The organism is Dyella sp. 2YAF14 (assembly GCF_052114725.1).
Lineage (GTDB): Bacteria > Pseudomonadota > Gammaproteobacteria > Xanthomonadales > Rhodanobacteraceae > Dyella.
The window spans coordinates 1-24,468 of the sequence record NZ_JBFRFH010000026.1 but is presented as its reverse complement, the minus strand read 5'-3'; the positions used below and the strand labels follow the sequence as shown (position 1 = coordinate 24,468).

At 62.4% G+C, this 24,468-nt stretch carries 22 protein-coding genes; 6 read left to right on the top strand and 16 right to left on the bottom strand.

Going from position 1 to position 24,468, the window contains the following annotated elements; translation table 11 throughout:
* Nucleotides 1-637: 637 nt before the first annotated feature.
* Nucleotides 638-2,536 carry a M61 family metallopeptidase gene (locus AB4Y82_RS20500; protein WP_441605602.1) on the bottom strand — a complete coding sequence of 633 codons (1,899 nt, stop codon included), beginning with the start codon at nt 2,534-2,536 and terminating at the stop codon, nt 638-640.
* Between the two features lie 259 nt (nt 2,537-2,795).
* Here AB4Y82_RS20500 and AB4Y82_RS20495 point away from each other — a divergent pair, with 259 nt between their 5' ends.
* Complete coding sequence (locus AB4Y82_RS20495) at nt 2,796-3,380, top strand: outer membrane protein (RefSeq protein WP_441605601.1); 585 nt, start codon at nt 2,796-2,798, stop codon at nt 3,378-3,380.
* A gap of 171 nt (nt 3,381-3,551) precedes the next feature.
* Here AB4Y82_RS20495 and AB4Y82_RS20490 read toward each other — a convergent pair whose 3' ends face one another.
* From AB4Y82_RS20490 to AB4Y82_RS20475, 4 genes are all read right to left on the bottom strand, one after another.
* Entirely contained in the window at nt 3,552-4,988 is a 1,437-nt protein-coding gene (locus AB4Y82_RS20490; RefSeq protein WP_441605600.1) for an amino acid permease, read from the bottom strand.
* 85 nt (nt 4,989-5,073) lie between these two features.
* On the bottom strand, nt 5,074-6,342 hold the full coding sequence (locus AB4Y82_RS20485) for a sterol desaturase family protein (protein ID WP_441605599.1): 1,269 nt from the start codon (nt 6,340-6,342) through the stop codon (nt 5,074-5,076).
* Complete coding sequence (locus AB4Y82_RS20480; protein WP_441605598.1) at nt 6,339-7,058, bottom strand: lysoplasmalogenase; 720 nt, start codon at nt 7,056-7,058, stop codon at nt 6,339-6,341. The genes AB4Y82_RS20485 and AB4Y82_RS20480 overlap by 4 nt, the downstream gene beginning before the upstream one ends.
* A gap of 445 nt (nt 7,059-7,503) precedes the next feature.
* Nucleotides 7,504-8,553: a glycerophosphodiester phosphodiesterase gene (locus AB4Y82_RS20475; protein ID WP_441605597.1), complete on the bottom strand. Its 1,050-nt coding sequence runs from the start codon at nt 8,551-8,553 to the stop codon at nt 7,504-7,506.
* A 275-nt stretch (nt 8,554-8,828) separates the two neighbouring features.
* Here AB4Y82_RS20475 and AB4Y82_RS20470 point away from each other — a divergent pair, with 275 nt between their 5' ends.
* On the top strand, nt 8,829-10,133 hold the full coding sequence (locus AB4Y82_RS20470) for an alpha/beta hydrolase family protein (protein WP_441605596.1): 1,305 nt from the start codon (nt 8,829-8,831) through the stop codon (nt 10,131-10,133).
* Between the two features lie 86 nt (nt 10,134-10,219).
* Nucleotides 10,220-11,224, top strand: a complete 1,005-nt coding sequence (locus tag AB4Y82_RS20465; RefSeq protein WP_441605595.1) for a hypothetical protein — start codon at nt 10,220-10,222, stop codon at nt 11,222-11,224.
* On the opposite strand, the gene AB4Y82_RS20460 is transcribed toward AB4Y82_RS20465, so the two are convergent.
* Both AB4Y82_RS20460 and AB4Y82_RS20455 read right to left on the bottom strand, forming a co-directional pair.
* A complete protein-coding gene (locus tag AB4Y82_RS20460; RefSeq protein ID WP_441605594.1) occupies nt 11,221-12,735 on the bottom strand; it encodes a DUF2252 domain-containing protein in 1,515 nt (504 codons plus the stop codon). The genes AB4Y82_RS20465 and AB4Y82_RS20460 overlap by 4 nt on opposite strands.
* 116 nt (nt 12,736-12,851) lie before the next feature.
* A complete protein-coding gene (locus AB4Y82_RS20455) occupies nt 12,852-13,652 on the bottom strand; it encodes a siderophore-interacting protein (protein WP_441605593.1) in 801 nt (266 codons plus the stop codon).
* 77 nt (nt 13,653-13,729) lie between these two features.
* Here AB4Y82_RS20455 and AB4Y82_RS20450 point away from each other — a divergent pair, with 77 nt between their 5' ends.
* Entirely contained in the window at nt 13,730-14,185 is a 456-nt protein-coding gene (locus tag AB4Y82_RS20450; protein WP_441605592.1) for a MarR family winged helix-turn-helix transcriptional regulator, read from the top strand.
* Here AB4Y82_RS20450 and AB4Y82_RS20445 read toward each other — a convergent pair.
* Nucleotides 14,182-14,724, bottom strand: a complete 543-nt coding sequence (locus tag AB4Y82_RS20445; RefSeq protein ID WP_441605591.1) for a lipocalin family protein — start codon at nt 14,722-14,724, stop codon at nt 14,182-14,184. The genes AB4Y82_RS20450 and AB4Y82_RS20445 overlap by 4 nt on opposite strands.
* A gap of 123 nt (nt 14,725-14,847) precedes the next feature.
* Nucleotides 14,848-15,309 carry an Hsp20 family protein gene (locus AB4Y82_RS20440; protein WP_046972018.1) on the bottom strand — a complete coding sequence of 154 codons (462 nt, stop codon included), beginning with the start codon at nt 15,307-15,309 and terminating at the stop codon, nt 14,848-14,850.
* 331 nt (nt 15,310-15,640) lie between these two features.
* Between AB4Y82_RS20440 and AB4Y82_RS20435 the strand changes: the two genes are divergently transcribed.
* Nucleotides 15,641-16,183 carry an ester cyclase gene (locus AB4Y82_RS20435; protein ID WP_441611607.1) on the top strand — a complete coding sequence of 181 codons (543 nt, stop codon included), beginning with the start codon at nt 15,641-15,643 and terminating at the stop codon, nt 16,181-16,183.
* A 21-nt stretch (nt 16,184-16,204) separates the two neighbouring features.
* On the opposite strand, the gene AB4Y82_RS20430 is transcribed toward AB4Y82_RS20435, so the two are convergent.
* From AB4Y82_RS20430 to AB4Y82_RS20405, 6 genes are all read right to left on the bottom strand, one after another.
* Nucleotides 16,205-16,609, bottom strand: a complete 405-nt coding sequence (locus tag AB4Y82_RS20430; protein WP_441605589.1) for a GFA family protein — start codon at nt 16,607-16,609, stop codon at nt 16,205-16,207.
* Nucleotides 16,610-16,657: 48 nt separating this feature from the next.
* Nucleotides 16,658-17,500, bottom strand: a complete 843-nt coding sequence (locus AB4Y82_RS20425; protein WP_441605588.1) for a class I SAM-dependent methyltransferase — start codon at nt 17,498-17,500, stop codon at nt 16,658-16,660.
* Nucleotides 17,501-17,665: 165 nt separating this feature from the next.
* A complete protein-coding gene (locus tag AB4Y82_RS20420) occupies nt 17,666-18,028 on the bottom strand; it encodes an RcnB family protein (protein ID WP_441605587.1) in 363 nt (120 codons plus the stop codon).
* 327 nt (nt 18,029-18,355) lie between these two features.
* On the bottom strand, nt 18,356-19,024 hold the full coding sequence (locus AB4Y82_RS20415; RefSeq protein ID WP_441605586.1) for a hypothetical protein: 669 nt from the start codon (nt 19,022-19,024) through the stop codon (nt 18,356-18,358).
* 114 nt (nt 19,025-19,138) lie between these two features.
* Complete coding sequence (locus AB4Y82_RS20410) at nt 19,139-19,423, bottom strand: hypothetical protein (RefSeq protein WP_441605585.1); 285 nt, start codon at nt 19,421-19,423, stop codon at nt 19,139-19,141.
* A gap of 193 nt (nt 19,424-19,616) precedes the next feature.
* On the bottom strand, nt 19,617-20,045 hold the full coding sequence (locus tag AB4Y82_RS20405; protein WP_441605584.1) for a hypothetical protein: 429 nt from the start codon (nt 20,043-20,045) through the stop codon (nt 19,617-19,619).
* 1,183 nt (nt 20,046-21,228) lie between these two features.
* Between AB4Y82_RS20405 and AB4Y82_RS20400 the strand changes: the two genes are divergently transcribed.
* Complete coding sequence (locus AB4Y82_RS20400; RefSeq protein WP_441605603.1) at nt 21,229-22,815, top strand: alpha/beta hydrolase; 1,587 nt, start codon at nt 21,229-21,231, stop codon at nt 22,813-22,815.
* A 553-nt stretch (nt 22,816-23,368) separates the two neighbouring features.
* Here AB4Y82_RS20400 and AB4Y82_RS20395 read toward each other — a convergent pair.
* Nucleotides 23,369-24,277: a hypothetical protein gene (locus tag AB4Y82_RS20395; RefSeq protein ID WP_441605583.1), complete on the bottom strand. Its 909-nt coding sequence runs from the start codon at nt 24,275-24,277 to the stop codon at nt 23,369-23,371.
* Between the last annotated feature and the right edge of the window lie 191 nt (nt 24,278-24,468).

Genomic DNA, 24,468 nt, shown 5'->3' with positions numbered 1-24,468 from the left:
TAACCCAAAGAAAATGGCCTGATAACGCCCGCAGCATCGTGTTGGGATAAGCCCGAACGCTCGAGGCGCGTCCTGATGGGACAACCTCCGAGGGTACACAGGGGATACTTCCAAGCGCTGCGCAACGCGCCCGAATCGCTGAGGACTTAAAGCGGAGCCTCGCTGCGCATCGGCTTTGGGTCACAGATGGCGCACTGGATGCGCGCCTGGCGCTTGGCTTGTCTGTGGGAGCGCACCCTGTGCGCGACAGCCACGCCKKGGTGTAYCGCTCCGTAGGTTTGTCGCGCACAGGGTGCGCTCCCACAAAGAGCCGACCGGCAAGGTTGATCCTCGACCCACGAACCTGCATAACCCTTGTAGGAGCGCACTTGTGCGCGACCGCGGCGCTGGGGTGTACCGCTCCGTAGGCTGGTCGCGCACTAGTGCGCTCCTACAAAAAGAAGACGCCTCGCAATGCCGGGCGTGATTCGGTTCCTGATGTGGCTCTCGCTCCACGGGGTCCCGCATGACGCGGCGGGCGGGTGAAGGAAAGCCCGCAGGGTGACCGCGTGGATGCGGCCAGATTTTCGACAGGACACGGATGTCCTGTCGAAAAAACCCCGGAGCCCGCCGGGAGAGCGGCGACAAGCGGCGCGCCTCAGCGCGGCTTAAGCAATTCCGACAAACGATCCGCCTTGCCTTCGATCCGCTCCAGATGCGGATACTTCAACCCATCGTGGTAATCCACGCGCAGCGTCTTGTACTCGTCGAAATTCTTCACCAGCAATTCCACCGGCTGGTTCTTGTCCTTCGCGGCAGCTGTCACGGCGTCCTTGATGGCGTCGCTGGAATATTCCTTGCCGTTGACTGCGATCACCTTCATGCCCGGCGACAGGCCGGCCTTGAAGGCGGGGCCGTCCCACAGCACGTCGACGATGTCGCCGGCCTTGCCCATCGACACGCCCAGCGAAAAAGTCAGGTTGGCGCCGCCAGCGCGCGTTTCCATCGCCTTGGCCACGTCGGAAGGCTTGTCGTTGTAGACCAGCTTCCAGCCGTTCGCCTCGAAGCCGCCGATGATCGGGCCGTGGCCGTCCAGACGCTCGCGCAGGTAGCTCGTCCAGTCGTACGGGGCGATATCGTTGAGCGTCTTCACCACATCCTCGAAGGTGTAGGTGTTGACATCCCAATCGCCGTTCTTGACGCCGAAGAAGGCCTTGGCGAAATCGTCGATGGAACGCTTGTTGCCGGTGAGGTCACGCAGCTTGCCGTCCACGTCGAGCCAGATCATCTGGCCGCCGGAATAGTAGTCCTCGCTCATCTGGTAATTGCGATACGGCAGCGGGCGGCGCATCGCGATGATCGGGTCGTTGGTGGTGTCCTGGATGTTGCGCCACTGCTGCAGGCCCGGGCGGCCACGATCATAGGTGGCCGCGACGTTGGCCAGCATGTCCAGCGTCTGGTCCTGTTTCCACAGGCCCGAGCGCGCGGCCATCACATAGCCCCAGAACTGGGTCTGGCCTTCGTATACCCACAACAGGCTGTCCTGCATGGGGACGTTGAAGCTCGGCGTGCTCAGGTCGGCGCCGCGGCGGTACTTGCCGTCCCACGAGTGGTTGAACTCATGCGAGAGCAGGTCGCGCATGGTCATGTTCTTGTCCCACTCGGTGAAGTAGCCGGTGCCCACGCCGTTTTCGCTGGAGCGGTGATGCTCGAGGCCAATGCCCGACATCTTGTCACTGAGCGAGAACAGGAATTCGTAGTGATCGTAGTGATGCGCGCCGTACAACTTGTACATCTGCTGCACCAGATTCTGGTGCACCTTCAGCTGCTCGGGCTTGATCTCGAGGAATTTCGCATCGTCCGCCACGATGTTGAGGAACACCGGCGTCTTCGCACCCGGATCCAGATCCACGCGCTTGAAGTACTTGCCGGCAAAGATCGGCGAGTCGACCAGATCGTCATAGTCGATCGGCTTGAACGTCACCGTGTCGCCGTTGCGCGAGGCCATTTCCAGGGCGCTGCCGTACTGCCAGCCAGCCGGGAAGGTCACGCTGGTTTCGGCCTTGATCTGGCGGGCGAAATAGCCGGCCGGATACAGCGACACCGAGTTCCACTGCAGGTTGAGCATTTCCGGCGTCATCACTACGCGGCCCTGGCGGAGGTCCTGCGCGGAGAGGAACTGGAATTCCACCTGCACTTCGGTTGCGCCCTGCGGCACGTCTACATGGAAGGCGTACACGTTGAGCGGATCGCGCTTCCAGGGAATGACCTTGCCATTCGCCTTCACGGTCAGGCCAGCGAGCTTGTCGATCGGGCCCGTCGGTGAGTGATTGCCCGGCAGCCACTGCGGATACAGCAACGTGAGCGGACCCGCCTGCGCCGGCACCGTTTCGTGCACGCGGAAGATGCGATGGGCAATATCGGTCGCGTCGACGTTGATCTTGAGCGTGCCATTGAACGGAATGTCCTGCGGGGCAGGCACATCGGCGAGTGCCGCAAAGCTGCCCAGGCCAATAGCCGAAGCGAGGATGGCGGAGGCGAGGCGCGAAACTTTCAAGAGGTTCTCCCTGGGATAAACAGTCGTGCGCACGGCGCAGCTGCACGAAACATGAACCTCTGATGCTAGTGGGCGTTGACATATCTCACCCCCTGCCATTGGTCATGGAAGTGTCTGAACATCGCCCTTCCGCAAAACCGTTCACGGGTTTTCTGCTCGTTAAAAACCCGTATTCTTTTTTCACCGCGATCCCCACGCGGACCGTGACGACCTTCCCCCTTGTTGTCGTCACGGATCACAAAAATAGATGGAGCATTCCATGAACAAGACTCTTCTTGCGGCCGCTTTGGCCGTGGTCGCTGTTGCGCCTTTCGCTGCCAAGGCTGACGAATCCAACCAGCTCGACAATTTCTTTGTTGCCGGCAACCTGGGCCAGAGCAACTACCGTCTCGGCGGTGTCTCGGACAAGACCGACGTGTTCCAGAACGTGCGCTTCGGCTGGCGCTGGAACGGCATCGTCGGCGCTGAAATCGGCTACGCCTATCTTGGCAAAGTCAAGAACGATTTCGATTTCGCCAGCACCTCGGCCAAGCCGCGCGTGGGCCAGATCGGCGTGACCGGCAAGTACAACTTCTACAACAACTGGTTTGTCACCGGTCACGGCGGCTACCTGCGCTCGCGCACCACCGGCGCAGTCACCGTGGGTGACACCACCGCCAGCGAGCGCAGCTGGAACAACGGCTGGTACGCCGGCGCCGGCGTGGGTTACGACGTCACCAAGAACGTGGCGCTCGGCATCAATTACGACAACTACCACATCAAGTACGGTCGCGACGGCGCGCAAGAGCCGCAGACCAATGCCAATGTGGCGACGTACTCCGCTTCGGTGGAAGTGAAGTTCTAAGCGTCGGTTGACGGTGGAAACAAAAAACGGCCGCGAAAGCAGCCGTTTTTTTTGTGCGATCCAGTTTCCCACCTGTGGGAGCGCACCCTGTGCGCGACGGCCACCTTGCAACTTACCGCTCCGGTCGGCCGTCGCGCACAGGGTGCGCTCCCACAGTGTTGCGATATGCCCTTACTGCATCTTCTCCAACTTGCTGTGGCGAATGCCATAACCCAGGTACACCAGCAGACCAATACTCACCCAGATCAGGAACACCTTCCACGTCACGGCCGGCAGTTCCGCCAGCAGCCAGATGGAAAACGCGATGCCGATCAGCGGGATCAGCGGCACCCACGGCGTACGGAAGGAGCGATGCAGATCCGGCTTGCGCTTGCGCAGGATCATCACCGAGGTGCAGATCACGATGAAGGCTGACAGCACGCCGATGTTCACCAGCTTGGCCACTTCCTCGATCGGCAGCAGGCCAGCCACCAGGGCGGTGAATACACCGAGCACGATGGTGGGGCGATGCGGCGTGCCGTAGCGCGGATGCACGTGGGCAAACCAGCCCGGCAGCAAGCCGTCGCGCGACAGCGCAAACCAGATGCGCGTGGCGCCCAGCATGAAGGCGAACAGCACGCTGAGCAGGCCGAATACCGCCGAGATGGACACCGTCAACGCCACCCAGTGCAGGCCCAGACCCTTGAAGGCATCGGACACCGGTGCATCGGTATTGAGCGTGCTGTAGTGCGCGATGCCGGTGAGCACCATCGACACGGCCAGATACATCGCCATCGAGATGCCAAGCGACAACAGCACCGCACGCGGCAGGTCGCGCTGCGGATTCTTCGATTCCTCGGCCGCCGTGGTCAGCGTGTCGTAGCCGAACACGGCGAAGAACACCACCGCTGCCGCCGCGCCAACACCCTGGTAACCGAAATGGCCAACGCCGTCCGCGCCGATCACGCGTGCAGGAATGAAGGGGACCCAGTTGGCGGGATTGATGTAGAAGACGCCAACACCAATCACCAGTGCGACCGCCGCGACCTTGATCGCCACCACCACCGTGTTGAAGCGCGCGCCCCATTCCGTGCGGAAAATCAGCAGCGCGGCAACAGCCAGCGTCACCAGCGCGGCGACCACGTTGAACACGTGCCCTTCGCCCGTGCCGATGGCGCCTTGCGCCCATAGAGGCATCGTGATGCCCATGCTGGTCAACGCCGATTGCACGTAGCCGGACCAGCCGATCGCCACCACCGCGACGATCAAGGCGTACTCCAGCAACAGATCCCAACCGATCAGCCACGCGGCCAGTTCGCCGAGCACCGCATAACCATAGGTATAGGCGCTGCCGGTCACCGGGATCATGCCGGCGAATTCGGCGTAGCACAGTGCTGCCGCGGCGCTGGCAATGCCTGCGATCAGGAAGGAGATGGCCACCGCAGGTCCGGCGTTGATCGCCGCCTGCTTGCCCGCCAGCACGAACACACCGACGCCGATAATGCCGCCGATACCGATGGCAGTGAGCTGCCACAGACCCAACACGCGACGGAAATCGCCACGCTTGCCGGCCTCCGCCTGCAACAGCTCCACAGGCTTGTGGCGCACCAACTTATCAAGGAAACCCATCAGCTCATCCCCGGGAAACGAGCCGCGATCATAGCGAATGCCCCCGCCCCTGCCATGCTGCAGCTGCGGGGGAGTGCCATAGGTCCTAGCCGGGGATGGGTTTTCCGGCGCCTGCGCGCCCTGCCGTCGAGAGCGCCAGCCAGGACAGCACCAGCGCGCTGATGGCCGGAACGGCGACCAGGGCAGCCAGCGGTCCGGCCGCCAGCTGCGGTGCACCGAACCAGCCACCGGTAACCAGTGGGACCGCCGCAGTCGCCAGCAGGCGGGCGAGCTCCAGGCCGACGCCCAAGCGACGACCCTCGGTGAGTGCACCCAGCGCGGCGAGGCTCAGCACCAGGAAAACGGCATAGCCAATCAATGAAACCGCCGGCAAATGCTTGGCCAGATCGAGGAACTGCACGGCCATGCCCAGCAGCAAGGCAAACTGCACCAGGCTGTAAATCATGTACCCGCGGGTGAGCGGCGGCAGAAAACGCTCGCGCTGGATATCGAACGCCGGCTTGGGAAAGCGCTCGGCCACATCCGCGGGCCGCCAGCCCGGCGGCTTGAGCCACACCAGCAGCTTGTCGCGCCAGCGGCGGGCATGCCAGGCGTCTTTGGCCGTCGCCCAGTACACCTCGGCGTTGGCCCATAGCGGGTTCCAGCTGCGCAACGGCGAGCGCGTGCCGTAGATCGGCGGATCGGTGTCGTCTTCTTCGATGAAGGTGCCGAACAGACGATCCCACACGATCAGGATGCCGCCATAGTTGCGGTCGAGATATTTATCGTTGACCGCGTGGTGCGCGCGATGGTTGGACGGCGAGCAGAACACGCGATCGAACCAGCCCAGCCGCCCGACCAGTTCGGTATGCACCCAGAACTGGTAGAGCAGATCGATCAGCGCCACCACCACGAACACTTCCAGCGGATAGCCGATGATGGCCATCGGCAGATAGAACAACCAGCCCAGCAACACGCCGCTGCCGGTCTGGCGCAGCGCGGTGGAGAGGTTGTAATCCTCGCTCTGGTGATGCACTACGTGCGCTGCCCAGAGGATATTCACCTCATGGCCTGCGCGATGCAGCCAGTAGTAGCAAAAGTCATAGAGCAGCAGCGCGGAAATCCACACCCATACGCTGTTTGCAGGCAATGCAAAGATGGCGAAGTGCTGCACGCACCACGCATAGATGCCCAGCGTAAGCAGCTTGCTGAAGACGGCCACGATCTGCGAGATCACGCCCAGGCCCAGACTGTTGATCGCATCGCTGCCGTGATACACGCGGCGACCGCGCAGTTTGGCCACCAGCAGTTCCAGCGCGATCAGGGCGAAGAACACCGGCGTCGCCCAGGTGATGATGATTTCCTGCATATTCATCGCCGCTCAACACCTCCGCGTACCGACCGCGCCAGACACCACATGGCCGTGTAATAGGTCACCAGCACCCACAACGTCGACAGCGGTATGACGAAGCGGAAGCGGTCCCAGGCCAGCAGTGTATCGCTGAGCATGAAGATCAGCGCGCCCATCATCGACCAGTGGGCCGAGGTCGCCAGCTCATCGGTGGCGTGCCTGCGCTCGCGCACCACCGCCTGGCCACCCATGCAGGCCAGCACCAGCACATAAACCACCACCGGCAAATGCAGCGGCACCGGCAACGAGGGCCATAGCGCCCACAGGTTGAACACGCCGTACGCGACACAGGCCAGCATGCCCCAGGGACGTTCGGCGAAACGGCTGTCTCCCAGCAGCGCCACGATGAAACAGGCGTGCGCCAGCAGAAACGACACCAGTCCCGCCACAAAGGCGTCCTGCGGGAGCATCAGGAATACATCGCCGACCAGCGAGCACGCCATGCCGGCCACGATCCAGCGCCGGTAGCGCGTCGACACGGCCGGCTTGGCCCGCCAGGCCGTAGCCAGGATCAACAGGGTGGCCAGCGGCTTGCAGACCCAGTGCAGCCACCGCCAGCCGTCGATCTCACTGGCGGTTGCGAATGTGGCCCCAGCGATCGCACCCAGCGCCAGCAGCAGCACGGCGAGACCCGTCCATAGCGACGAGGCCGACCTCATCGTGGCGTTTGAAACAGACATGCATGGATTCCCCGATCCATTGATGCCACCAATGGTAGAACCAATGGCCTCCGGGGCCCTGTCGCGGTGCAAAAAATTTGGCGGGATGGAGGGTTTGTGAGCCTTGCCCTCTGCCGTGCCTGCTCGCCTGTGGGAGCGCACCCTGTGCGCGACAACCCTACGGAGCGGCACGCCCAGGCGTGACTGTCGCGCACAGGGTGCGCTCCCACAAATAGCCCTCGGCGCACCCAAAGCAAGCAATCCCTTTATAGGAGCGCACGCTGCAATCCGCGACTCACCGGCGTACCACCCCTTGTAGGAGCGCACTTGTGCGCGACACGCCGCGCTGGGGTGTACCGCTCCGTTGGCTGGTCGCGCACAAGTGCGCTCCTACAACCGAGCCTGTCCGCACTGGCAGGGCCGTAGGCCCGGAAGGCGCATTATCCGGGGGTCAAAGAGCGCCCGATCACCTCCCATCCAACGCCTTCCGCCCAATCGCCGGATCATCGGTAAAAAACGCATCCACTCCCGCATCCAGATACGCCCGAATCTCGGCAATCGAACCCGCTTCGTTGAACGTTTTCGGGTCACTCCCCTTCCAGAAATTCTTCGCCTGGAAGAAATTCTCCGGCCGGAACGTATAGGGATGCAGCTCCAGCTTCACCGCATGCGCGTCATGCGCCAGCGCCGTCGGACGGCCCAGGCTGCCATCCGCAGCCAGCGGAATGATGGAGCGAATAGACGGCCCAATAGCATCGGCATAAGCGGCGATCTCGCGCAGGCCCGCTGGCGTCATCATCTGCGCATAACTCAGCTGCTTGCCTGCGGCGACGACGTCATAGGGTTGCTCGTTCGCATCGCCGAGCAACTGCAGCAGGCGGATATTGGGATGATCCTTGCCCAGCTTGCTGCGCAAATAGCGCAGGTTGGCGATCTCGAACGACTGGATTTCCACCGGCGCCGTGCGCGTATACGCGTGGGCGGCAAGAATCGACAACACCCGATCCTCCATCGGCATGCCAAGCTTCTGGAAATACGTGCCGTGCTTGATCTCCGGAATGATGCCGATCGGACGACCTTGCGTGGCCGACTCGGCAGCCACGAAGTCGATGATTTCGTCCAGCGTGGGGATCTGGAACTGGCCGTCGTACGCGGTGCTGCGAAACTCCGGCAAACGTTCGCGGGCACGCAGGGTCTTCAACTCGGCCAGCGTGAAATCTTCGGTGAACCAGCCGGTGACTTTTTCGCCATCGACGGTCTTGGTGGTTTTGCGCGCGGCAAATTCCGCATGCTTCGCCACGTCGGTGGTGCCGCTGATCTCGTTTTCATGGCGCGCCACCGGCACGCCGTCGCGCGTCATCACCAGATCCGGCTCGATGAAGTCCGCCCCATCGGCGATCGCCTTGCCGTACGAGGCCAGCGTATGTTCCGGTCGCAGCGCGCTCGCGCCGCGATGGCCGATCACCAGCACCTTCTTCGCGATCGGTGCCTCATGAGCTTGGATAGCGGCAGTCATTACCAGTGTCCCCACGACAAAAACGACCCAACCTAGACGACGCACGGTAACTCCTTGCGATGGATTGAATGCGCCAGAGCGGCGCAATGATCCGCGCATGATCATCCTATCTGATGGCAGTTGATTGACACGCCAACGGGCCTGCTTGTCGCAAACGCCGCGCACTAGGTCCGCACAAACAGCCATGACTCTTGGCACCGCCATGACTTGCGGCCAGTGGGTGTGTGCGGCCCCGGTGCTAGCCTGCCCATCACTCATCGACGATGGAAACGTCCATGCTAGCCACGCTACTCGCCACCTTGCTTGCCGCTGCCACACCAACCGCCAATTGCCATGTCGGCGCTTATCGCCTGAGCGATGGCAGCACGCTGGACATTGCGCCAACGGATGACGATGGGCTGCGCTGGCGACGCCTCGATGGCAGCACCGGCAAGCTCACCCGCGGCGCGAACGAGGTATGGACCAGCCATTTTGGCTGGACTGACCGGCCCGATGGCAAGGACGTGCGTTTCAGCGATTGCGCCGAGGGCAAGCTGACCTTCGATGGCAAACAGGGCGAGCGCATCGCCTTGCAGGTGCAGGACATCACTTTTGCCGGCGACGGCGGCACGCGGCTGGTCGGCCGGCTGATCCTGCCGCCGGGCAAGGCCAAGGTTCCGGTGGTCGTGCTGGTGCACGGCTCGGAGCATGATTCGGCGCTCTCCTTCGACTTCATGCAGCGCGAACTTCCGGCCGAAGGCGTGGGCGCGTTCGTGTACGACAAGCGCGGCACCGGCGCCTCCGGTGGCATCTACACGCAGGATTTCAACGTGCTCGCCAATGATGCAGTGGCCGCGGTCGCCGAGGCCCGTCGTCTGGCCGGCGCGCGCGCAGGCCGCGTGGGCTATCGAGGCGGCAGCCAGGGCGGCTGGGTGGCTCCGCTCGCCGCCTCGCGCACCAAGGTGGATTTCGTGATCGTGGGCTATGGCCTTGCCATCTCGCCGCTGGAAGAAGATCGCGAAGCCGTCGCGTTCGACCTCAAGCTCAAGGGCTACGACCAGTCGGTGATCGACAAGGCGTGGGAGCTCTCCGATGCCATCGGACTGATCCTCTCCAGCCATCTCGCCGAAGGCTACGACCTGCTCGACGCGGCCAAGGCCAAGTACGGCAAGGAGCCCTGGTACAAGGATGTGCGCGGCGATTTCAGCTATCTCGTGCTGCCCATGAGCAGCGCCGATATCCGCGAAAAGGGCAAGGCGTATATGTGGAACACGCCCTGGCACTACGACTCCATGGCGGTGCTTGAGAAACTCCACACGCCGCAGCTGTGGGAACTGGCGCAGGACGATATCGATGCACCCAGCGGTGAGACCCTGCGTCGGCTGGCCTCGCTGCAAGCCAAGGGTCTGCCCATCACCACCGCACTGTTTCCGCATGCCGAGCACGGCATGACCGAGTACGAGTTGAAGCCCGATGGCGAACGCGTAAGCACGTGTTATTCGGCCGGCTATATGCAGCTGACTATCGACTACGCGAAGGGCACCCTGCACCCGCCGTACGGGACAAGCACGATGGTGATGCCACAAACGCCCGGCAAGTAACCCGTACAACCGGCCGCGCCGTGCAATCGCGGTGCTAGTCTTTCGAGATGAACTGTCGTGGCCTTTTATTGGCATGCATGGCCGGGGTGGCGTTTGCCGCCTCGGCCAGCGATGGTGCCCAGGGCGTCCTCACCCAGGTGGTGTTCACGCAATACGGCAGTGTCTCCAGCAGCCCCGAGCTGATGCGCCGACTGGTGACGCCCTTGAATGGATGGCGCCTGCAACAACGCGCCGCATCGACGGGCACCGCGATTGTCGACCAACCCATCGACCTGACGCGCGAGCAGTTTGCCCTGTACGTGCCTGCGCAGGCGCCGCCCGACGGTTACGCCCTGCTCGTGTTCGTGCCACCGTGGAACGAGGCGCGGGTGCCGAGTGAATGGACGTCTATCCTCGATCGCCACGGCATGATCTTTGTAACCGCCGCGAATATCGGCAACGACACCAGCCTGCTGGATCGTCGCGATCCCGTGGCCTTGCTTGCCGCCGTCAACGCCATGGCGCGATACCGCGTGAATCCACAGCGCGTCTATATCGGCGGCTTCTCAGGCGGCTCGCGCGTGGCGTTGCGGCTTGCGCTTGGCTATCCGGACTTGTTCCACGGTGCATTGCTGGAGGCGGGCAGCGATCCCATCGGCAGCGCTGTTCCGCTGCCTCCGCGAGCCTTGCTTGAACAGTTTCAGACGGGCACGCGCATCGTCTATTTCACCGGCCAGCAAGATTCCGCCCGGATGGACGTGGACCGGCAAAGCCGCCATTCCCTGCACGAATGGTGCATCGACGATGTCGACCTGCGCTCGATCCCCTCGACAGGTCACGACCTGGCCAGCGCCGTTGCACTGGATCGCGCCCTGACGTCGCTGGAAAGCCACCAACCACCCGACGCCACCCGGCTTCAGGCATGCCGCGCACGTATCGCCAGCGAACTGGAACAGGCGCTGGCCAAGGTCGATGCGGCATGGGCGCGCAACGACATCGCCGCGGCGAAACAACAGCTGGATGAAGTGGACAACCACTTCGGCGGCCTGGCCGCACCGCACAGCGTGGAGCTGGCGACGCGGCTCCTGCAGACAGCGCCGCCGTCGCACTAAGGGATGGTCATCGCATCGACCTTGCCGGCGCGCACAGCCTTCACCAGCGTCGCGTGGTCGCGATCGTTCTGGTCCGCATACGGCACCGCGAATGAGGCGATGGCATCGGCAAACGCATCGCTCTTGCCCAGGTACGCGGACAACAGCACCGCATCGCCCGAACGCGTGTGCGCGCGTGCCAGCGCGTGTGCACACAGGCGACCGTAACGACGCAGATTGGGGACGCGCATGATCTCCACCTGGGGCGAAACCTTCGCATCACGCAGCTGGCGCACATAGAAGTGGCGCCGAGGCCCTTGCGACCAGCCCAGAAACAAATCGCTGGCCGATTGCATCAGGCGCTGGCCGGACACGATGCGCTGACCTTGGTGCTTGTAGGGCTTGTTGGCGACAAATGGATCGATCACCGATTGCCGCGCCTCCTTGAACTGCAGGAACAAGGGATCGCCATTGCCCGACACCATCAGCAAGATGCCGCAATAGGTGCCCACGCTGCCCACGCCCACCACCTTCACGGCCGAGTCCACCGCATTGAAGCGATCCAGCAGCACGCGCCGTTCGGGCAGCAGCGACTCGCGATAGTCGGCAAACGCGGCGGCGCGCTCGTCCGGCGAGATGTAATTGGCCAGATCCTCGTCGTGATAGATCAGCGGCGGCTCGTCCTGGATGCGCGGCGGTGAGCCGCCTTCGACAGTGAGCTTGATGAACTCCTTGGTATGCGCGGTGTATTGCACGGCCTTGTGCACGCTCTTGGTCGCGAGCTTTTTCATCTCCTCGTCGCGCATGCGATCGATCACGTCCTGCAGATCGATATGGTCGTACCACCCCTCCAGTACCGGCATCTGGGCGTAGTCGGCCACGTGCGTGCGGTAGGCGGTTGCGGCCTCCCACGCGATGTCCTTGGCGTCGCCCTCGCTGAAGCCGTTCGCGCGTGAGGCCACCACCAGGCTCGCGCACAAGCGCTTGATGTCCCATTCCCACGGGCCCACGGTGGTTTCGTCGAAATCGTTGATGTCGAACACCAGCTTGCGTTCGGGCGTGGCGAAGCCGCCGAAGTTGACCAGATGGCAGTCGCCGCAAATCTGCAGATGGATGCCGGTGCTCGCGGTAGTGGCCAGGTCCGCCGCCATGATCGCCGCCGCGCCGCGATAGAACGCAAACGGCGAGGCCATCATGCGGCCATAACGGATCGGCACCAGCGATTCCACGCGGCCCTTGGAGGTTTCCATCAGCACATCGACGGGATCGAAGCGATTCTTCGCCGGCTTCCAGCCACCCAGCGACTTGCGGGTCACCTTGTCGCGGATGGCGCGTGCCATCGCCTGACGATCGCCCGGACTCTTCAGCCAGCTCTCCTGCGACAGCGGCCCGTCGCCGCGATGGGCGAACTTGTCGTAGGGCCCGTTGTCCGCGCTCGCGGGGCGCTTGCGGGTGACCTTGGGAGCTCGCTCGTCCTTCGTCCTCGACATGCGGGTGACCTTGGGAGCTTGCCCGTCTTTCGTCTTCGACATGATTGCCACCTCACGATGAAGGCCTGGGTATGCGTAGCGCCGGCCCTGAGCGCTTCATTTGACGCCCGCGGTTTGCAAAGTGGAATAGCAAAACTACGTAGAGCGCGCGCCTGACCTCAGTCGGTCAGCGTTTCATGGCTGGCCACTTCGCCCTGCTTCCAATAGCTGGAGGCACGGATGCGCTGGCGGTCCAGCCCATGCACATCGATCAGGCGTTGGCGCACCTGGCGGATGCTGGCGTACTCGCCGGCCGCCCACGCGAAGCCGTCGCCTTCGGGCAGGATCAACTCGGCCACGGCGGCCGCCAGCCCGGCGTCGCCGGTCTCCCGGCACAGCCAGGTGACGCTGGCGTTTGCTGCGGTGGTGATGTCGATGCGTGCGTCGGCGCTCTCCACTTCAACCAGAGCGACGATGCATTCGCCCGCTGCGGCCTCTTCCAGGCGACGCGCGATCGCCGGCAAGGCGGTTTCGTCACCGACCAGCAGGTACCAGTCGAGCCCGTCGGGCAGGATCGATGAACCCCGCGGGCCGCCCAGGCCCAGCACGCCGCCCACCCCGGCGTTTCGCGCCCACGACACGGCTGGACCGTCGCCATGAAGCACGAATTCGATATCCAGCTCGTTGGCGGCCCGGTCGTAACGGCGCGGGGTGTAGTCGCGGCTGGGAGGGCGCGGACGTGATGGATCGAAGGTCATGCCCTGCTCGGTCACGGTGGGCAACGCTGGCCGTGACTCGCCATCGGCCGGCAGGAACAGCTTCACGTGATCGTCGAACGAGGCGGACACGAAGTCGTCCAGATCGCCGGTCAGGGTGACGCGCAACAGGCGCGGCGAGACTGGGGTCAGGCGCTTCACGGTCAGTTCGCGCATTTTCAGGGGATGGCGGACGCGCCGGATTTCACGGGGAGAGGTGGACATGGGGACCTCGCTGGTCGCGGTGGGGGCGCGACGGTATAATGGATGCAACTCATAGTGAGCTTGCTCAATACTTTTCCATGACGCCCCCAACCAAGTCAACCCCCGGCAAGTCGGCCACGGTCGAACTGGCCGATGCCTTTCTCGCGCTGCATCACCTGGTGCGCAAGCACGTCGACGCGGCCATGACAGCGGCCGGCCTCTCGCTCTCGCAGGCCAAGCTGTTGGCCCTGGTGGCCCGACTGGCGCCGTGCCGGCCCAGCGATATCGCCACGCAGATGGGTTACGCACCCCGCACCGTGACCACGGCGCTGGATGCACTGGAGGAAAGTGGCTGGATCGAGCGCTCACCCCACCCCAGCGACCGGCGTGCCCAGCTGGTGATCATCACCGCGGTCGGCCAGGCCAAGCTCGACGAGGTGCAGGGACCCAAGCGGCACGCGGTGGAACAGCTGTTCGGCGTGCTCAGCCGTGATGAGCAAAAGCGCCTGCGCGAGCTGATGGATCGCGTGCGCGAACGCGCCGACGACGCTTAATCGAGCGGCGCGGACATCACCAGCCGCTCGGTGGGATAGCCGCGCTCTGCCGCGCGATGACGCAAGGCCTCGAACTGGCTGCGCTGCATGTGCGCATCGCGCGACAATACCCACAGATAGTTGCGGCTCGGGCTGCCCACCAGCGCCCAGCGATAATCCGGGTCGACATCCAGCACCCAGTAGTCCGCCCACACCCAGGGCACCCAGGACAACCATGAAGGCGCAAAGCGCACCTTGAGTGCGCCGGCCACCGGCGTGGTGCGAGCGACGCCATCGGATGCGTCCATCTCGCCATTGCGCGTGCGGCAGGCGTTGCGCACGCTCACCTGGCCGTCGGGCAACGAGCGGTAGGCGGCACTGATGTTGTCCACGCACTGGCGCTGGAAAAACATCGGCAGATGCGCAATCTCGTGCCACTGACCGAGATAGCGCTTGAGATCCAGCTGCTTCACCGGTTCATTGGCGAGCTGCTGTGCATGCGCGGCCGGCCACGCCAGCATGGCAATCAACACCGTGACGAGCATTCGACTAGCCCGCATGCGGTACTCCTGTGACGTTCGATCGATGGAACACCAGTGTCACCGGCGCGCATCACGGACATGCAAAAAGAGGGTGACGACGCCGTCACCCTCTCGGTGCCATCAGCTTGTGGCCAGCTGCAATTACGCGGCCTGATCGCGCAGTTGCGACACGGACGGCGACACCGCCGAGTCACTGATCTCGACGCGGCGCAGCTTATAAGCCTCGGGCACTTCGCGCTTGAGGTCGATCACCAGCAGGCCATGCTCCATGCGCGCACCGGTCACCTGCACGTGCTCGGCAAGCTCGAAGCGGCGGTTGAACGGGCGGTTGGCAATGCCACGGTGCAGCACTTCACCTTCCTGCTCGCCCTTGCGCTCGCCGCTGACGGTAAGCATGTTGGCCTGCACGGTGAGGCTGATGTCTTCACGGCTGAAGCCGGCCAGGGCCATCGTGATGCGGTAGCTGTCTTCACTGAGCTTTACCGAGTCGAACGGCGGCCAGTTGTCGTTGGCCTGCGTGCGCGCTGCTTCCAGCAAGTCGAACACGCGATCAAAGCCGATGCTGGAACGATGCAGCGGCGAAAAATCCAGAACAGTACGCATAACCAATTCTCCAATGAGCAACAGGTAGACGTCGCGCAACATGCAGCGACGCACCGGCCCCGTAGCGACCGGTGACAAGGAGATGTGGCTGGCAGCAGGTGATTCAAGGAAGCACTTTCAGCGATTATTTAGCCGTCCAAATAGATCGCATGGCCACTTGAAATGCGTTTGACGACCCCAACGGCGCACGTCCTGCTGGGGCTCGTCCGGCCCGGTTCAAGCCCCCTTGGCCGGCCTTTTTTTCGTTTTTGGAAAGGATGCTTTGCGCGCCGCACTGATTCTTTCGTCACCGGGCCAGCGCTAACGTAAGCCACCCTTTCGGAGACCGGTCATGGCCCCTCGTCACCTCGTCGCCCCCCTGCTCCTGGCTGCACTTGCTGCCGCACCCCTGGCCCAGGCGGCCACCGACGTCTCACTGGTCGTGCCCAAACAGCTGATCGTTGATCCCAGCCTGCCCAAAGGCACCGCCCGCGCCAACGTGCTGGCCGCCCGACGCTACGACACGTTCTGGAACAACGGCGATGAAGCACTGGCCAAGCAGGCGCTGTCGCCTCAGTTTGTCGATCGCACGCCGCCGCCGGGACGCGTGCAAGGGCCTGACGGTCCGTTACAGGCTTCCAAGGCGTTTCGCCAGGCGGTGCCGGACCTGACCTGCGAGGTGGAACAGATGCTCGTGGTCGGCGACCGCGTGGTGTCGCATCTGCATTTCGCCGGCCACTTCACCGGCAACTTCAACGGCATCCAGGGCAAGGGACAGGCGATCGATTTCATCGCCACCGACATCTACCGCGTCACCGGCGGCAAGATCGTCGAAAACTGGCACCTGGAAGACAACCTGACCCTGCTCAAGCAGCTGGGCGCGATCAAGGATTGAGTGATCGCGTGACGATGCGCGCTAGGACGGGTCGGTGTCGTAGCGCGTGACGTTTTCGGGCAACTGCACCCAGCAGTGCCGCCGGCTTTCATAGACCGAGTCGGCCGGTGGCGGAAATGAGGGATCTGCGAAAGCGCCCACCGCCACCGAGACGCGCCCCTCCACGCCCTCTTCCGTGTGGAACACGTTGCTCCCGCATACAGGGCAGAAGCGGAAGCGAAACTGCGAGCCGTGGTCGCCGGTACGCACGAATTCGGTGGCATGGCCGGTGACCTTGTATGGCGCACTAAAACCCGCCAGCGCAGCAAACACGCTGCCCGTGCGCTGCTGGCAGGCCAGGCAGTGGCAGACCCCGACGCCTAGCGGCTCGCCCTGCACCTCGATGCTCAACTGACCGCAGTAACACGATGCCGTTCTGCCAGACATGCAAAACCTCCGTCAGATGTTTAGCCGTCTACTCGTCAAGCGCCCTGCTCAGCGCCGCGTTGCGAGTACGCCATCCAATGCCAGCTCGGCACGGAAACCCGCCTTCTCCAGCCGCGTGGCCACTTCGCGCGGAACATCACGATCGCTCGTGAGCTTATTGGGACTGCCGGTGTAATGGAACAGGCGACCACCGCGACGAAGCACGCGCGCCAGCTGATCGTAGAAGACCTGCGAATACAGCTCACCGGCAATGCCAAAGCGCGGTGGATCGTGCAGCAAGGCATCCACCGAGGCATCGGCGATCTGCACGATCGCCTGCGAGACATCCGCATGGGTCAGTTCAAGCCGGCCGCCAGCGGCATCGGAGTCCGGATCCGGCGACCACGGATTGATGGTGCGCAACCACAGCACGTCCGGATTCTTTTCGAACGACTGGAGCCGCGCCACGCCCGCCTCTAGGCAACACGCTGCGAAGTACCCGAGGCCGCCGCAGGTATCGAGCACCACCTTGTCGCGCGGGTCCACCAACGCCACCTTGCGGCGCGCATCGTCCACCGGCGATTCCTTGGAGGTGGGCAGCATCTTGATGCCGTCGATCTCGAAGGTAGGCGCGCCCCACTCGGTGGGCACCAGCTTGATCAGCGAGCCGGCATAGCGCGACACCGGTGAGAACGCCTCACCGTCCCAGTAATAGATGGTGCGATCCTTGACCTTCGCCGGATACGGATAGCCCTGGCCCTTCCACTGCCAGCCTTCCGCGTTCAGCGCTGCGCTGCCGCTCGAACGCCCCAGGTCCATCGAACCCGCCCATTCACTGGCGCCGGCATCGCGCGCAGCAAACAGCCCGTCGGCAACGGAGCGCGTGAGCAAGGGGCCGATATAGTGCGTCACGAGCGGGCATCTCCTGGATAAGATGCGTAGTTTATGGGCAATGCGAAGCCCAGGTGACAGTCGCGGCGCTGCCGCCTGCTGCTTGCCTTCCGACTTGCCTCGACGGCCTGCCTCCGGCCGGAAGCAGGCAGTCAACCAGGATGGCCTGCTGAACCCGATGTGCGATCAGAGGCCGGCGGCGATATCGATGACGACGCCGCTGGAGATCAGCGTCAGATAGAACTGGCCGCCGTCCGCGCGCACCCAGCGGTAGCCGGGATCCGGCCGGCGCAGGTGATACCGCGGGTAATCGACGACGTAGTACTCGCGCGCATAGTAGTAATCCGGCAAGCGGTCGCCCTTCTTGTACCAGCCCTTGTGCTTGCCGTTGTCGTGGCGGCCCTCGTCCTTGGGATTGTGGCCATGACCATGGTCGTCGTCCCAATGCTTGTCGTTGCCATGACCGTGATCATCATGGGACGAAGCAACAGCCAGACCGCTGGCGCCAAGCAAGCTGGCCACGATAAGAAAGGAAAGAGCGCGCTTCATGTTGGTCCCGTACCTGAGAAGAGAAATGGTTGGCGTCCCCCGCAAGGAGCCGCAGACTCTCTGCAGGTACTTGCGATGTGCAGACAACATCGCATAAAAAAGCGCCCGTGGCGCAAGGAACCGACGAAAAGCGCCGGAAGTTGCGCAGCCATTCACAAGATCGTCAGGCGCCGGGGCACGGCTCAACGCCCATCGGCGCATCTGGCCTTGGTGCCCAGCGCGGTCTTCATATGCCCGGGGCCGCCGCTTCGACATGCGGCCTGGTCTCTGACATGCCGACATGGGGTCGGACGTGGACGCTTTAACCGCTTGACTCTTTGCCCGCCATTAATCGAAGCACTTACCTTTCCTGTGCGATTTGGAGACCCAGTCACCCCAAGTCGGTTTCAGTTGGTTGCCAACTACTTCGATACGCATGATACGCGGCAGATCCAGAGGTTCAGCAGTCTGGCCGCGCGCCTGGTAGCCGCCGACAAGTACCGTTTCGTAAAGTGCTGGTTGCGACTTTGTCAGGCAAAGTTCGCTGCCCCACAGTTCGTTTCCCGCGTCGTCCACCACATCAAGCACGCGCCGTTGATTCGTGTCCAGCAACACCAGCACCATGCGGGACCTGGCCGGTCTCTCGTCGCGTTTAATCCAAAGCAACATCTGATCCTGCCGCGGCACCGTCACACCGATCCCCTCGCAGCCAGCACTTGCGCTGGAAAATCCCCTGGCCTGGGGAAAGAGCCCCGGTTTCAAGCCCACCTTGGTCGACGACCCGTCAGGCCACGTTGCCACCACCTGCATATCGTCCTCGGTGGCATCTCCGCCAGCCGACGTGAACTCGATGATCGTGGGGCCGCCCGCAACCGAGCACGTAGATTTCCAAGACGAACGGAAATAGGTGTCGGGCGCATTGAGGTCGCCACGCGAAGCGGCCTGTCCCACATGGGACGCTGACGCCATGCTCATCCCTGCCAGTACGAGCGCCAGCCCAGTGATCGTCGCCTGCATGAAATCATCCCCTGTACTGGATTGGCAGATGGCGCGGCATGCCCGGATGCCAAACGGTGGCCGCTTCGACCCGAAAGGTGGCACTTCCGCCTACTGACCCACTTTCTCCCCGATCTAGCGCAACAGTGGCGCCGCATGGATGAGCATGAGGGAAGGGCCATATTGCTTGATGTCGTCGCGCTGCATGTTCAGTAGAAACTCCCAACTATCACCGAGGCTTCCCACCAGATCGACGTTAGACACCTTCTTGGTGACGTCGTACATGGCCTCGCTGTTCAAATCCCAGTAATAGTCCTGGTCAAGTCGAAGCTCAGGGCCATTCACGGATTCAACATGATCCAGAAGGTCGTTCACGATGCGACGCAACTCGCCGATGTTCACAACAGGGTACTTGGCCATTTGTCACCTGAGGCTGGAACGGCTTGACGAATCTTATGGCGGCAGTAGGCCAAATGGGGTTTCTGCTTTGGATCGGAAGCGGACCTTGCGCTGCGTGCGTACGTTATCCCGCTGCTACTGAGCCGCCCAGCAGGGTCATGGACACATCAGCTCCGGCAACGCACAGGTACGATTGCCTTTACTGCCAGCCATGCTAGCCGGTCGTCTGATCAATGCCATATCGCATGGCTGCTTTCAGTGTCTCTATGCTTATGTCGCGCAGCCTTCTGAACTTGATGCAGTACCCGGTTACTTTGGCCTTGCCAAGATCCTTTGCATAGGTCTGCGCCAAGTACTTCTTGTCTTCGATCCCGAGAATGTAGACGGAAATACCCGTGGTGTTTGCACTGATGCCAATCTGGTAGAACTCCCGGGTGTCTCCGTTGGCGTATCTCAACGTCTGAGTTCCGTACCCGACATTTGGGTTGGAGACGGTTTTGCCTGAACTGTCCTTGCCATCCATGAACCACAATTTGCACTTCGGCATGAGACCCAGGATCACGCGGTGCAACTCCCTCATATCGGTGCGCTTCGGCTCGGGCTGGGCAGCGAAATAGTCGTTGATCTTCTCATCAACACTCATACGACCTCCTGCGTGACCTCTAAACGTGGTGCTCAATCCCGTTTTCGATCGTAGCTCGCAGCACCGTAAGATCTATTCTCCCACCGTTCCAATGTCGCCCCCGCATCCCTGGCGTCATTCTTGTTGCTTCTTACCTACGGCTCCACGAACTGCGGCGCGATCAACTTCACGCGACAACCCGTTGCCTGCAGCGCCACCGCAGGCTTCCATGCCGATCTCGCGGCAGCTCGTAGCCAATCGCTACTGTGAGAGACGAGAAAAATCCAACGCAAGTCGCACGAAAAGCGGCACGGCAACCGCAAAGCAAACAGCGACCCATAGTCGTGTTCGCTTGGGAACCAGCGCCAGAATCAAAAGCATCGCCGAGCAGTCATAGGCGGAAGACATGATGGACCGGTGATACGCGCTCCAGAACCAGGCAACCAACAGGTAGGCCACAGCGAGGCACACGATGCCCAGCCGCAAGCGCCCACTCAGGTTCCATTCTCGCGCCATCCCCATGCCCCCAACGAACCTCAAGCAAGTATCGCAAGGTCCGCTGCGGGTCGAAAGCGGACCTTACGGTTCCGACCTAAGCTACAAGTGAGATTCATGAGTGATGTTCCTTGAGAGATCTCGTCTTGGCCTGATGGTCAATTCGGGCCAACGACATCATGCCGCTGCGCGGCTGGCGCACGCGCAGCTCAAGACAAGCAAGTTCTTCCGCTTCGTTGACCTTGGCGCGGCTTGGGCCCTCGGTGACGCTTAGTCTCCCCGCAACTGCAGGAGGTACGAATTTCCGGCCTCGTCATGCAGGAAGAGTTCGGAGCAGCTCTCATTTCATCCGACAGAAAAAATACGTAACCGGGTTCGTACTGCCAGCGAAGTAGAAAAGAGCCATTGCCCCAATGGCCTTTCCTGGAGACAAATCACGAACAAGTACTTGCGATCGATGGTTGGCGGGATGTCTGTTGCCATGACGATGACTGCAGCGCACGCACAAGCAAACGATCAGGACTTGCGGCGAAAGCCATTGGCGCCAGTCAACGCCAAATTAGAATACCCGGGATCCCAGCTCGTATTGGCTTCCTGGATCAGCGATGTTTTTACCGGCGGCGCCTATGGCCGCCTAGGAGTGTTTGTGGGTCAATATAAAACCAAGATCGCCGCCGCACTGCTGGCAGTGTGCGTAAGCGGCACCGGGATGGCGTGGACGGGACTGGCACAGGCCGAGCAGGCCGCGCCGGCGCAGAGTCTGTTCCAGATCGAACTGGACGGCGCCTCCCAGCAGCCGGTCAGCGGTCGCCTGCTGTTATTCGCCAGCGAGGCCAAGGCGGCGCAGGCAGCGGCCAAGGACGGCAAGGTCGAGGCGGTCGATGCCAGTCCGTTTTTTCCCGAGCAGGCCTCGGTAGCGGCGCGCGAGGTGACCCATCTGCAGCCAGGCCAGCCGGTGACGCTTGACGCCGATGAACAGGCATTTCCGGCGGCTTTTTCCAAGCTGCCGCCGGGCGACTACGTGATGCAGGCAGTGCTCGATGTGGATCACGGCTATAACGTCGTAGACGGTCGTGGCGCGGGCGATCTGGTCAGCGAGGTGGTGTCGGTGCATCTGCCGGCCACCTCAGCGCCGGTGTTGAAGCTCACGCGCGCCCTGCCGGCGAGCGATCCGTGGACGCTGTCGGCCCAGACTCCGGCCGCGGTGCGTCAATTGCTGGCGCAAGCGCGCGCGCATACGCAAGCGATCGACTTCACCAGCCCTGCGCTGAGCGCTTTCTGGGGCCGCCCGATCGCCATGCGTGGCCGCGTACTGCTGCCGCCGGGCTACGACGCCCACGCCACGACGCACTACCCGACGGTGTATTACACGCATGGTTTCAGTGGCAACAACGACCGCATGATTCCCGTGCTGGCCAGTGTCTATGCGGCGATGAGCAAGGGCGAGATGCCGCCGATGATCTGGGTGTTCCTGGATGAGTCTGGCTACACCGGCACGGTGGAGTTCGCCGACTCGGTCAACAACGGCCCCTGGGGGCAGGCGCTGACCGCCGAGCTGATACCGGCGCTGGAGGCGAAGTACCACATGGACGCCACGCCGAACGGGCGTTTCCTCAACGGCCATTCGTCCGGCGGCTGGGCCACGCTATGGCTGCAGACGAACTACCCGTCCATCTTCGGCGGCACCTGGTCGACCTCGCCGGACCCAAGCGATTTCCACGATTTCATTGGCGTGGATCTGTACGCGCCAAACGCCAACCTCTATCGCGATGCGCAGGGCAAGCCGCGGCCGTTTCTTCGTGACCAGGGCAAGGTGCTGGTCACGCTGGAAGAGTTTTCCAAGCAGGAACGGGTCATCGGCGAGTACGGCGGTCAGATGGCCTCGTTCGAGTGGGTGTTCTCGCCGCGCGGCAAGGACGGTCGGCCGATGCCGATGTTCGATCGCGACACCGGCGCGGTCGATCCCAAAGTGATGAGCTACTGGCATGACCACTACGACATCGCCTATCGCTTGCAGCAGCAATGGCCGCAGTTCAAGGGCGATCTGGACGGCAAGATCCACCTCTATGTGGGCAGCGCCGATAGCGCCTACCTGGAGGGCCCCGCGCACAAGTTGAAAGCTTTACTGGATGGCCTGGGCGCCAAGTCGGACTTCCGGTTCTTACCCGATAAGGGCCACTTCGATCTTTACACGCTGGGCGACGATCACTACGCGCTGCTGAAGGACATCAGCTGGCAGATGTACGCGATCGCGCGGCCTGGCAGCAAGGCGCCGGCGGCGTTGATCTTGCGCTGAGCAGACAGACAGGTTGTCGCGTTTGCTTCAGCGGCCAGCCGTCGCTGTTCATTCGCTGGCAAATGCCCCAAAGGCATCCGGGGCATAGCCAATTGAAAGTGAAGAAGGCCCTCCTCTCGGGGGCCTTTTTCTAAGTCGGGAAATGCCGGATGCCACCAAGCGCCGGAACACCACGTCTATGCATCCGTCTCAAATGATGACGACCTCGGGCACGGGCCGAAATGCACTGCCTAAGCGCGCCTATCGCTCAGCGCTCGCTGCGCCAATCGAGTAGCACTTTGCCTGCCAGTACCACAGCGGCGAGAGCGGCGAAGACACCATGATCCTCAAAGTGCTCGGGACCTCGAAAAGCGGTAATAGCCGCCGCGGTGGCGCAGGCCAAAGCAACCAGAACAAGTCCATACGTCTTCGGCTGTCTCACGCACTCTCTCCTTTGTAGAAGCTCCTGCCAAGCGTCCGCTTCGGGTCGGAGCGGTCATTAGATGTGTACCCCCCCCTCTTTCGAGACGCCCCCTTTAAGGCCGGGCTTGGGGTGTTTGAGGCCAGTATCCACTCAGGGTTTATCGTTTGAAGACATCCCCCGATAAGCGCCAGATGTAAAGCGAGTCTTGGTTGAGGGCCGCCGATCCAACTTGGTGCATTCATCGCCGAACAAGCTCATGGTGCCAACGGCGCGAGTTGGTGTCGTGTGTTCTAGGGTGATGCGATTTCCTGCACAGCCCCCGGTCGCCAGAAGCTCCATCCCAGCCGCCAGACCGTCGTTTGCACCGTGATCTAGTTCCAGCCGATACCGGCACTCGAATTGGTCGGCACGTTTATCGTGCAGCCGATTCGCTGAGACCACGCCGACTTCCAGCGGCACTTCGCGAATCAGCGACTGCTGAGCAGGTGGCAGGATAGGCATGCCGTATACCTTGCGCAGTTCATCTCCCTTGCGCATGAGAAACAGACCCTGTTCACCTGTCCGCGGCTCATCACCCAAATTCACCGCGCTGGCAAAGGCTGGAAGCTCCTTTTCGGAGATCATGTACATGCGTTCGCCCCAGGCGATAGGCACTACGTGGTCAGCAAAGCCGAGACCCCTCTGATCGTTGGGTCGCTCATACTTAAGCAGCAGACTGCCGTCTGCTTGAGGAATCACCCTTCCCTTGTTAGCGGTGTAGGTACCAAGGCACCCCTGCCATGTGGCAGCAACGCCAGAAACGGGGGCGAGAGATAGGGACACGTTCGCGCCCTCACCATCACCGAAGTAATAGTCGCCAGCCCAGGCGGCTCTCGGAGTCATCGAATTTTCTTTGGCTATAGCGGCACGTTGTGCGTCAACGGCATGTTGGAAGGCTTCTTGTGTCGCAATGCTTTTGGACTCCTCCGCCTGAGGTGACGCTGGCTGGGCTGGGAATGCATAGCCAAGCGACGCGACGGCCAGCAAGCACGCAAAAGCAAAAATCCTTTTGTATCGCATGTCCCCCTCCCTAGAACGTGACTATAAAGATCATCACCCGTTAGGTCCGTATATGGACTCCTCCCCTTTGCCAAGCATCTCTTAGCTCTGGCGTCCGTGTCGACTGCACACGTATATCCGGCCTCTAGTTGCTGCACCGTCAGGCGGTGCCGGGCCACGATGAGCTAGTCGCGCGTCGGCTCCCAATCGCT

Bases quoted from the DNA above. Each gene is read 5' to 3' on its own strand.
- AB4Y82_RS20495 (WP_441605601.1), top strand. From the start codon at position 2,796: ATGAACAAGACTCTTCTTGCGGCCGCTTTGGCCGTGGTCGCTGTTGCG.
- AB4Y82_RS20490 (WP_441605600.1), bottom strand. From the start codon at position 4,988: ATGGGTTTCCTTGATAAGTTGGTGCGCCACAAGCCTGTGGAGCTGTTG.
- AB4Y82_RS20485 (WP_441605599.1), bottom strand. From the start codon at position 6,342: ATGAATATGCAGGAAATCATCATCACCTGGGCGACGCCGGTGTTCTTC.
- AB4Y82_RS20480 (WP_441605598.1), bottom strand. From the start codon at position 7,058: ATGTCTGTTTCAAACGCCACGATGAGGTCGGCCTCGTCGCTATGGACG.
- AB4Y82_RS20475 (WP_441605597.1), bottom strand. From the start codon at position 8,553: ATGACTGCCGCTATCCAAGCTCATGAGGCACCGATCGCGAAGAAGGTG.
- AB4Y82_RS20470 (WP_441605596.1), top strand. From the start codon at position 8,829: ATGCTAGCCACGCTACTCGCCACCTTGCTTGCCGCTGCCACACCAACC.
- AB4Y82_RS20460 (WP_441605594.1), bottom strand. From the start codon at position 12,735: ATGTCGAAGACGAAAGACGGGCAAGCTCCCAAGGTCACCCGCATGTCG.
- AB4Y82_RS20455 (WP_441605593.1), bottom strand. From the start codon at position 13,652: ATGTCCACCTCTCCCCGTGAAATCCGGCGCGTCCGCCATCCCCTGAAA.
- AB4Y82_RS20450 (WP_441605592.1), top strand. From the start codon at position 13,730: ATGACGCCCCCAACCAAGTCAACCCCCGGCAAGTCGGCCACGGTCGAA.
- AB4Y82_RS20445 (WP_441605591.1), bottom strand. From the start codon at position 14,724: ATGCGGGCTAGTCGAATGCTCGTCACGGTGTTGATTGCCATGCTGGCG.
- AB4Y82_RS20440 (WP_046972018.1), bottom strand. From the start codon at position 15,309: ATGCGTACTGTTCTGGATTTTTCGCCGCTGCATCGTTCCAGCATCGGC.
- AB4Y82_RS20435 (WP_441611607.1), top strand. From the start codon at position 15,641: ATGGCCCCTCGTCACCTCGTCGCCCCCCTGCTCCTGGCTGCACTTGCT.
- AB4Y82_RS20430 (WP_441605589.1), bottom strand. From the start codon at position 16,609: ATGTCTGGCAGAACGGCATCGTGTTACTGCGGTCAGTTGAGCATCGAG.
- AB4Y82_RS20420 (WP_441605587.1), bottom strand. From the start codon at position 18,028: ATGAAGCGCGCTCTTTCCTTTCTTATCGTGGCCAGCTTGCTTGGCGCC.
- AB4Y82_RS20415 (WP_441605586.1), bottom strand. From the start codon at position 19,024: ATGCAGGCGACGATCACTGGGCTGGCGCTCGTACTGGCAGGGATGAGC.
- AB4Y82_RS20410 (WP_441605585.1), bottom strand. From the start codon at position 19,423: ATGGCCAAGTACCCTGTTGTGAACATCGGCGAGTTGCGTCGCATCGTG.
- AB4Y82_RS20405 (WP_441605584.1), bottom strand. From the start codon at position 20,045: ATGAGTGTTGATGAGAAGATCAACGACTATTTCGCTGCCCAGCCCGAG.
- AB4Y82_RS20400 (WP_441605603.1), top strand. From the start codon at position 21,229: ATGGCGTGGACGGGACTGGCACAGGCCGAGCAGGCCGCGCCGGCGCAG.
- AB4Y82_RS20395 (WP_441605583.1), bottom strand. From the start codon at position 24,277: ATGCGATACAAAAGGATTTTTGCTTTTGCGTGCTTGCTGGCCGTCGCG.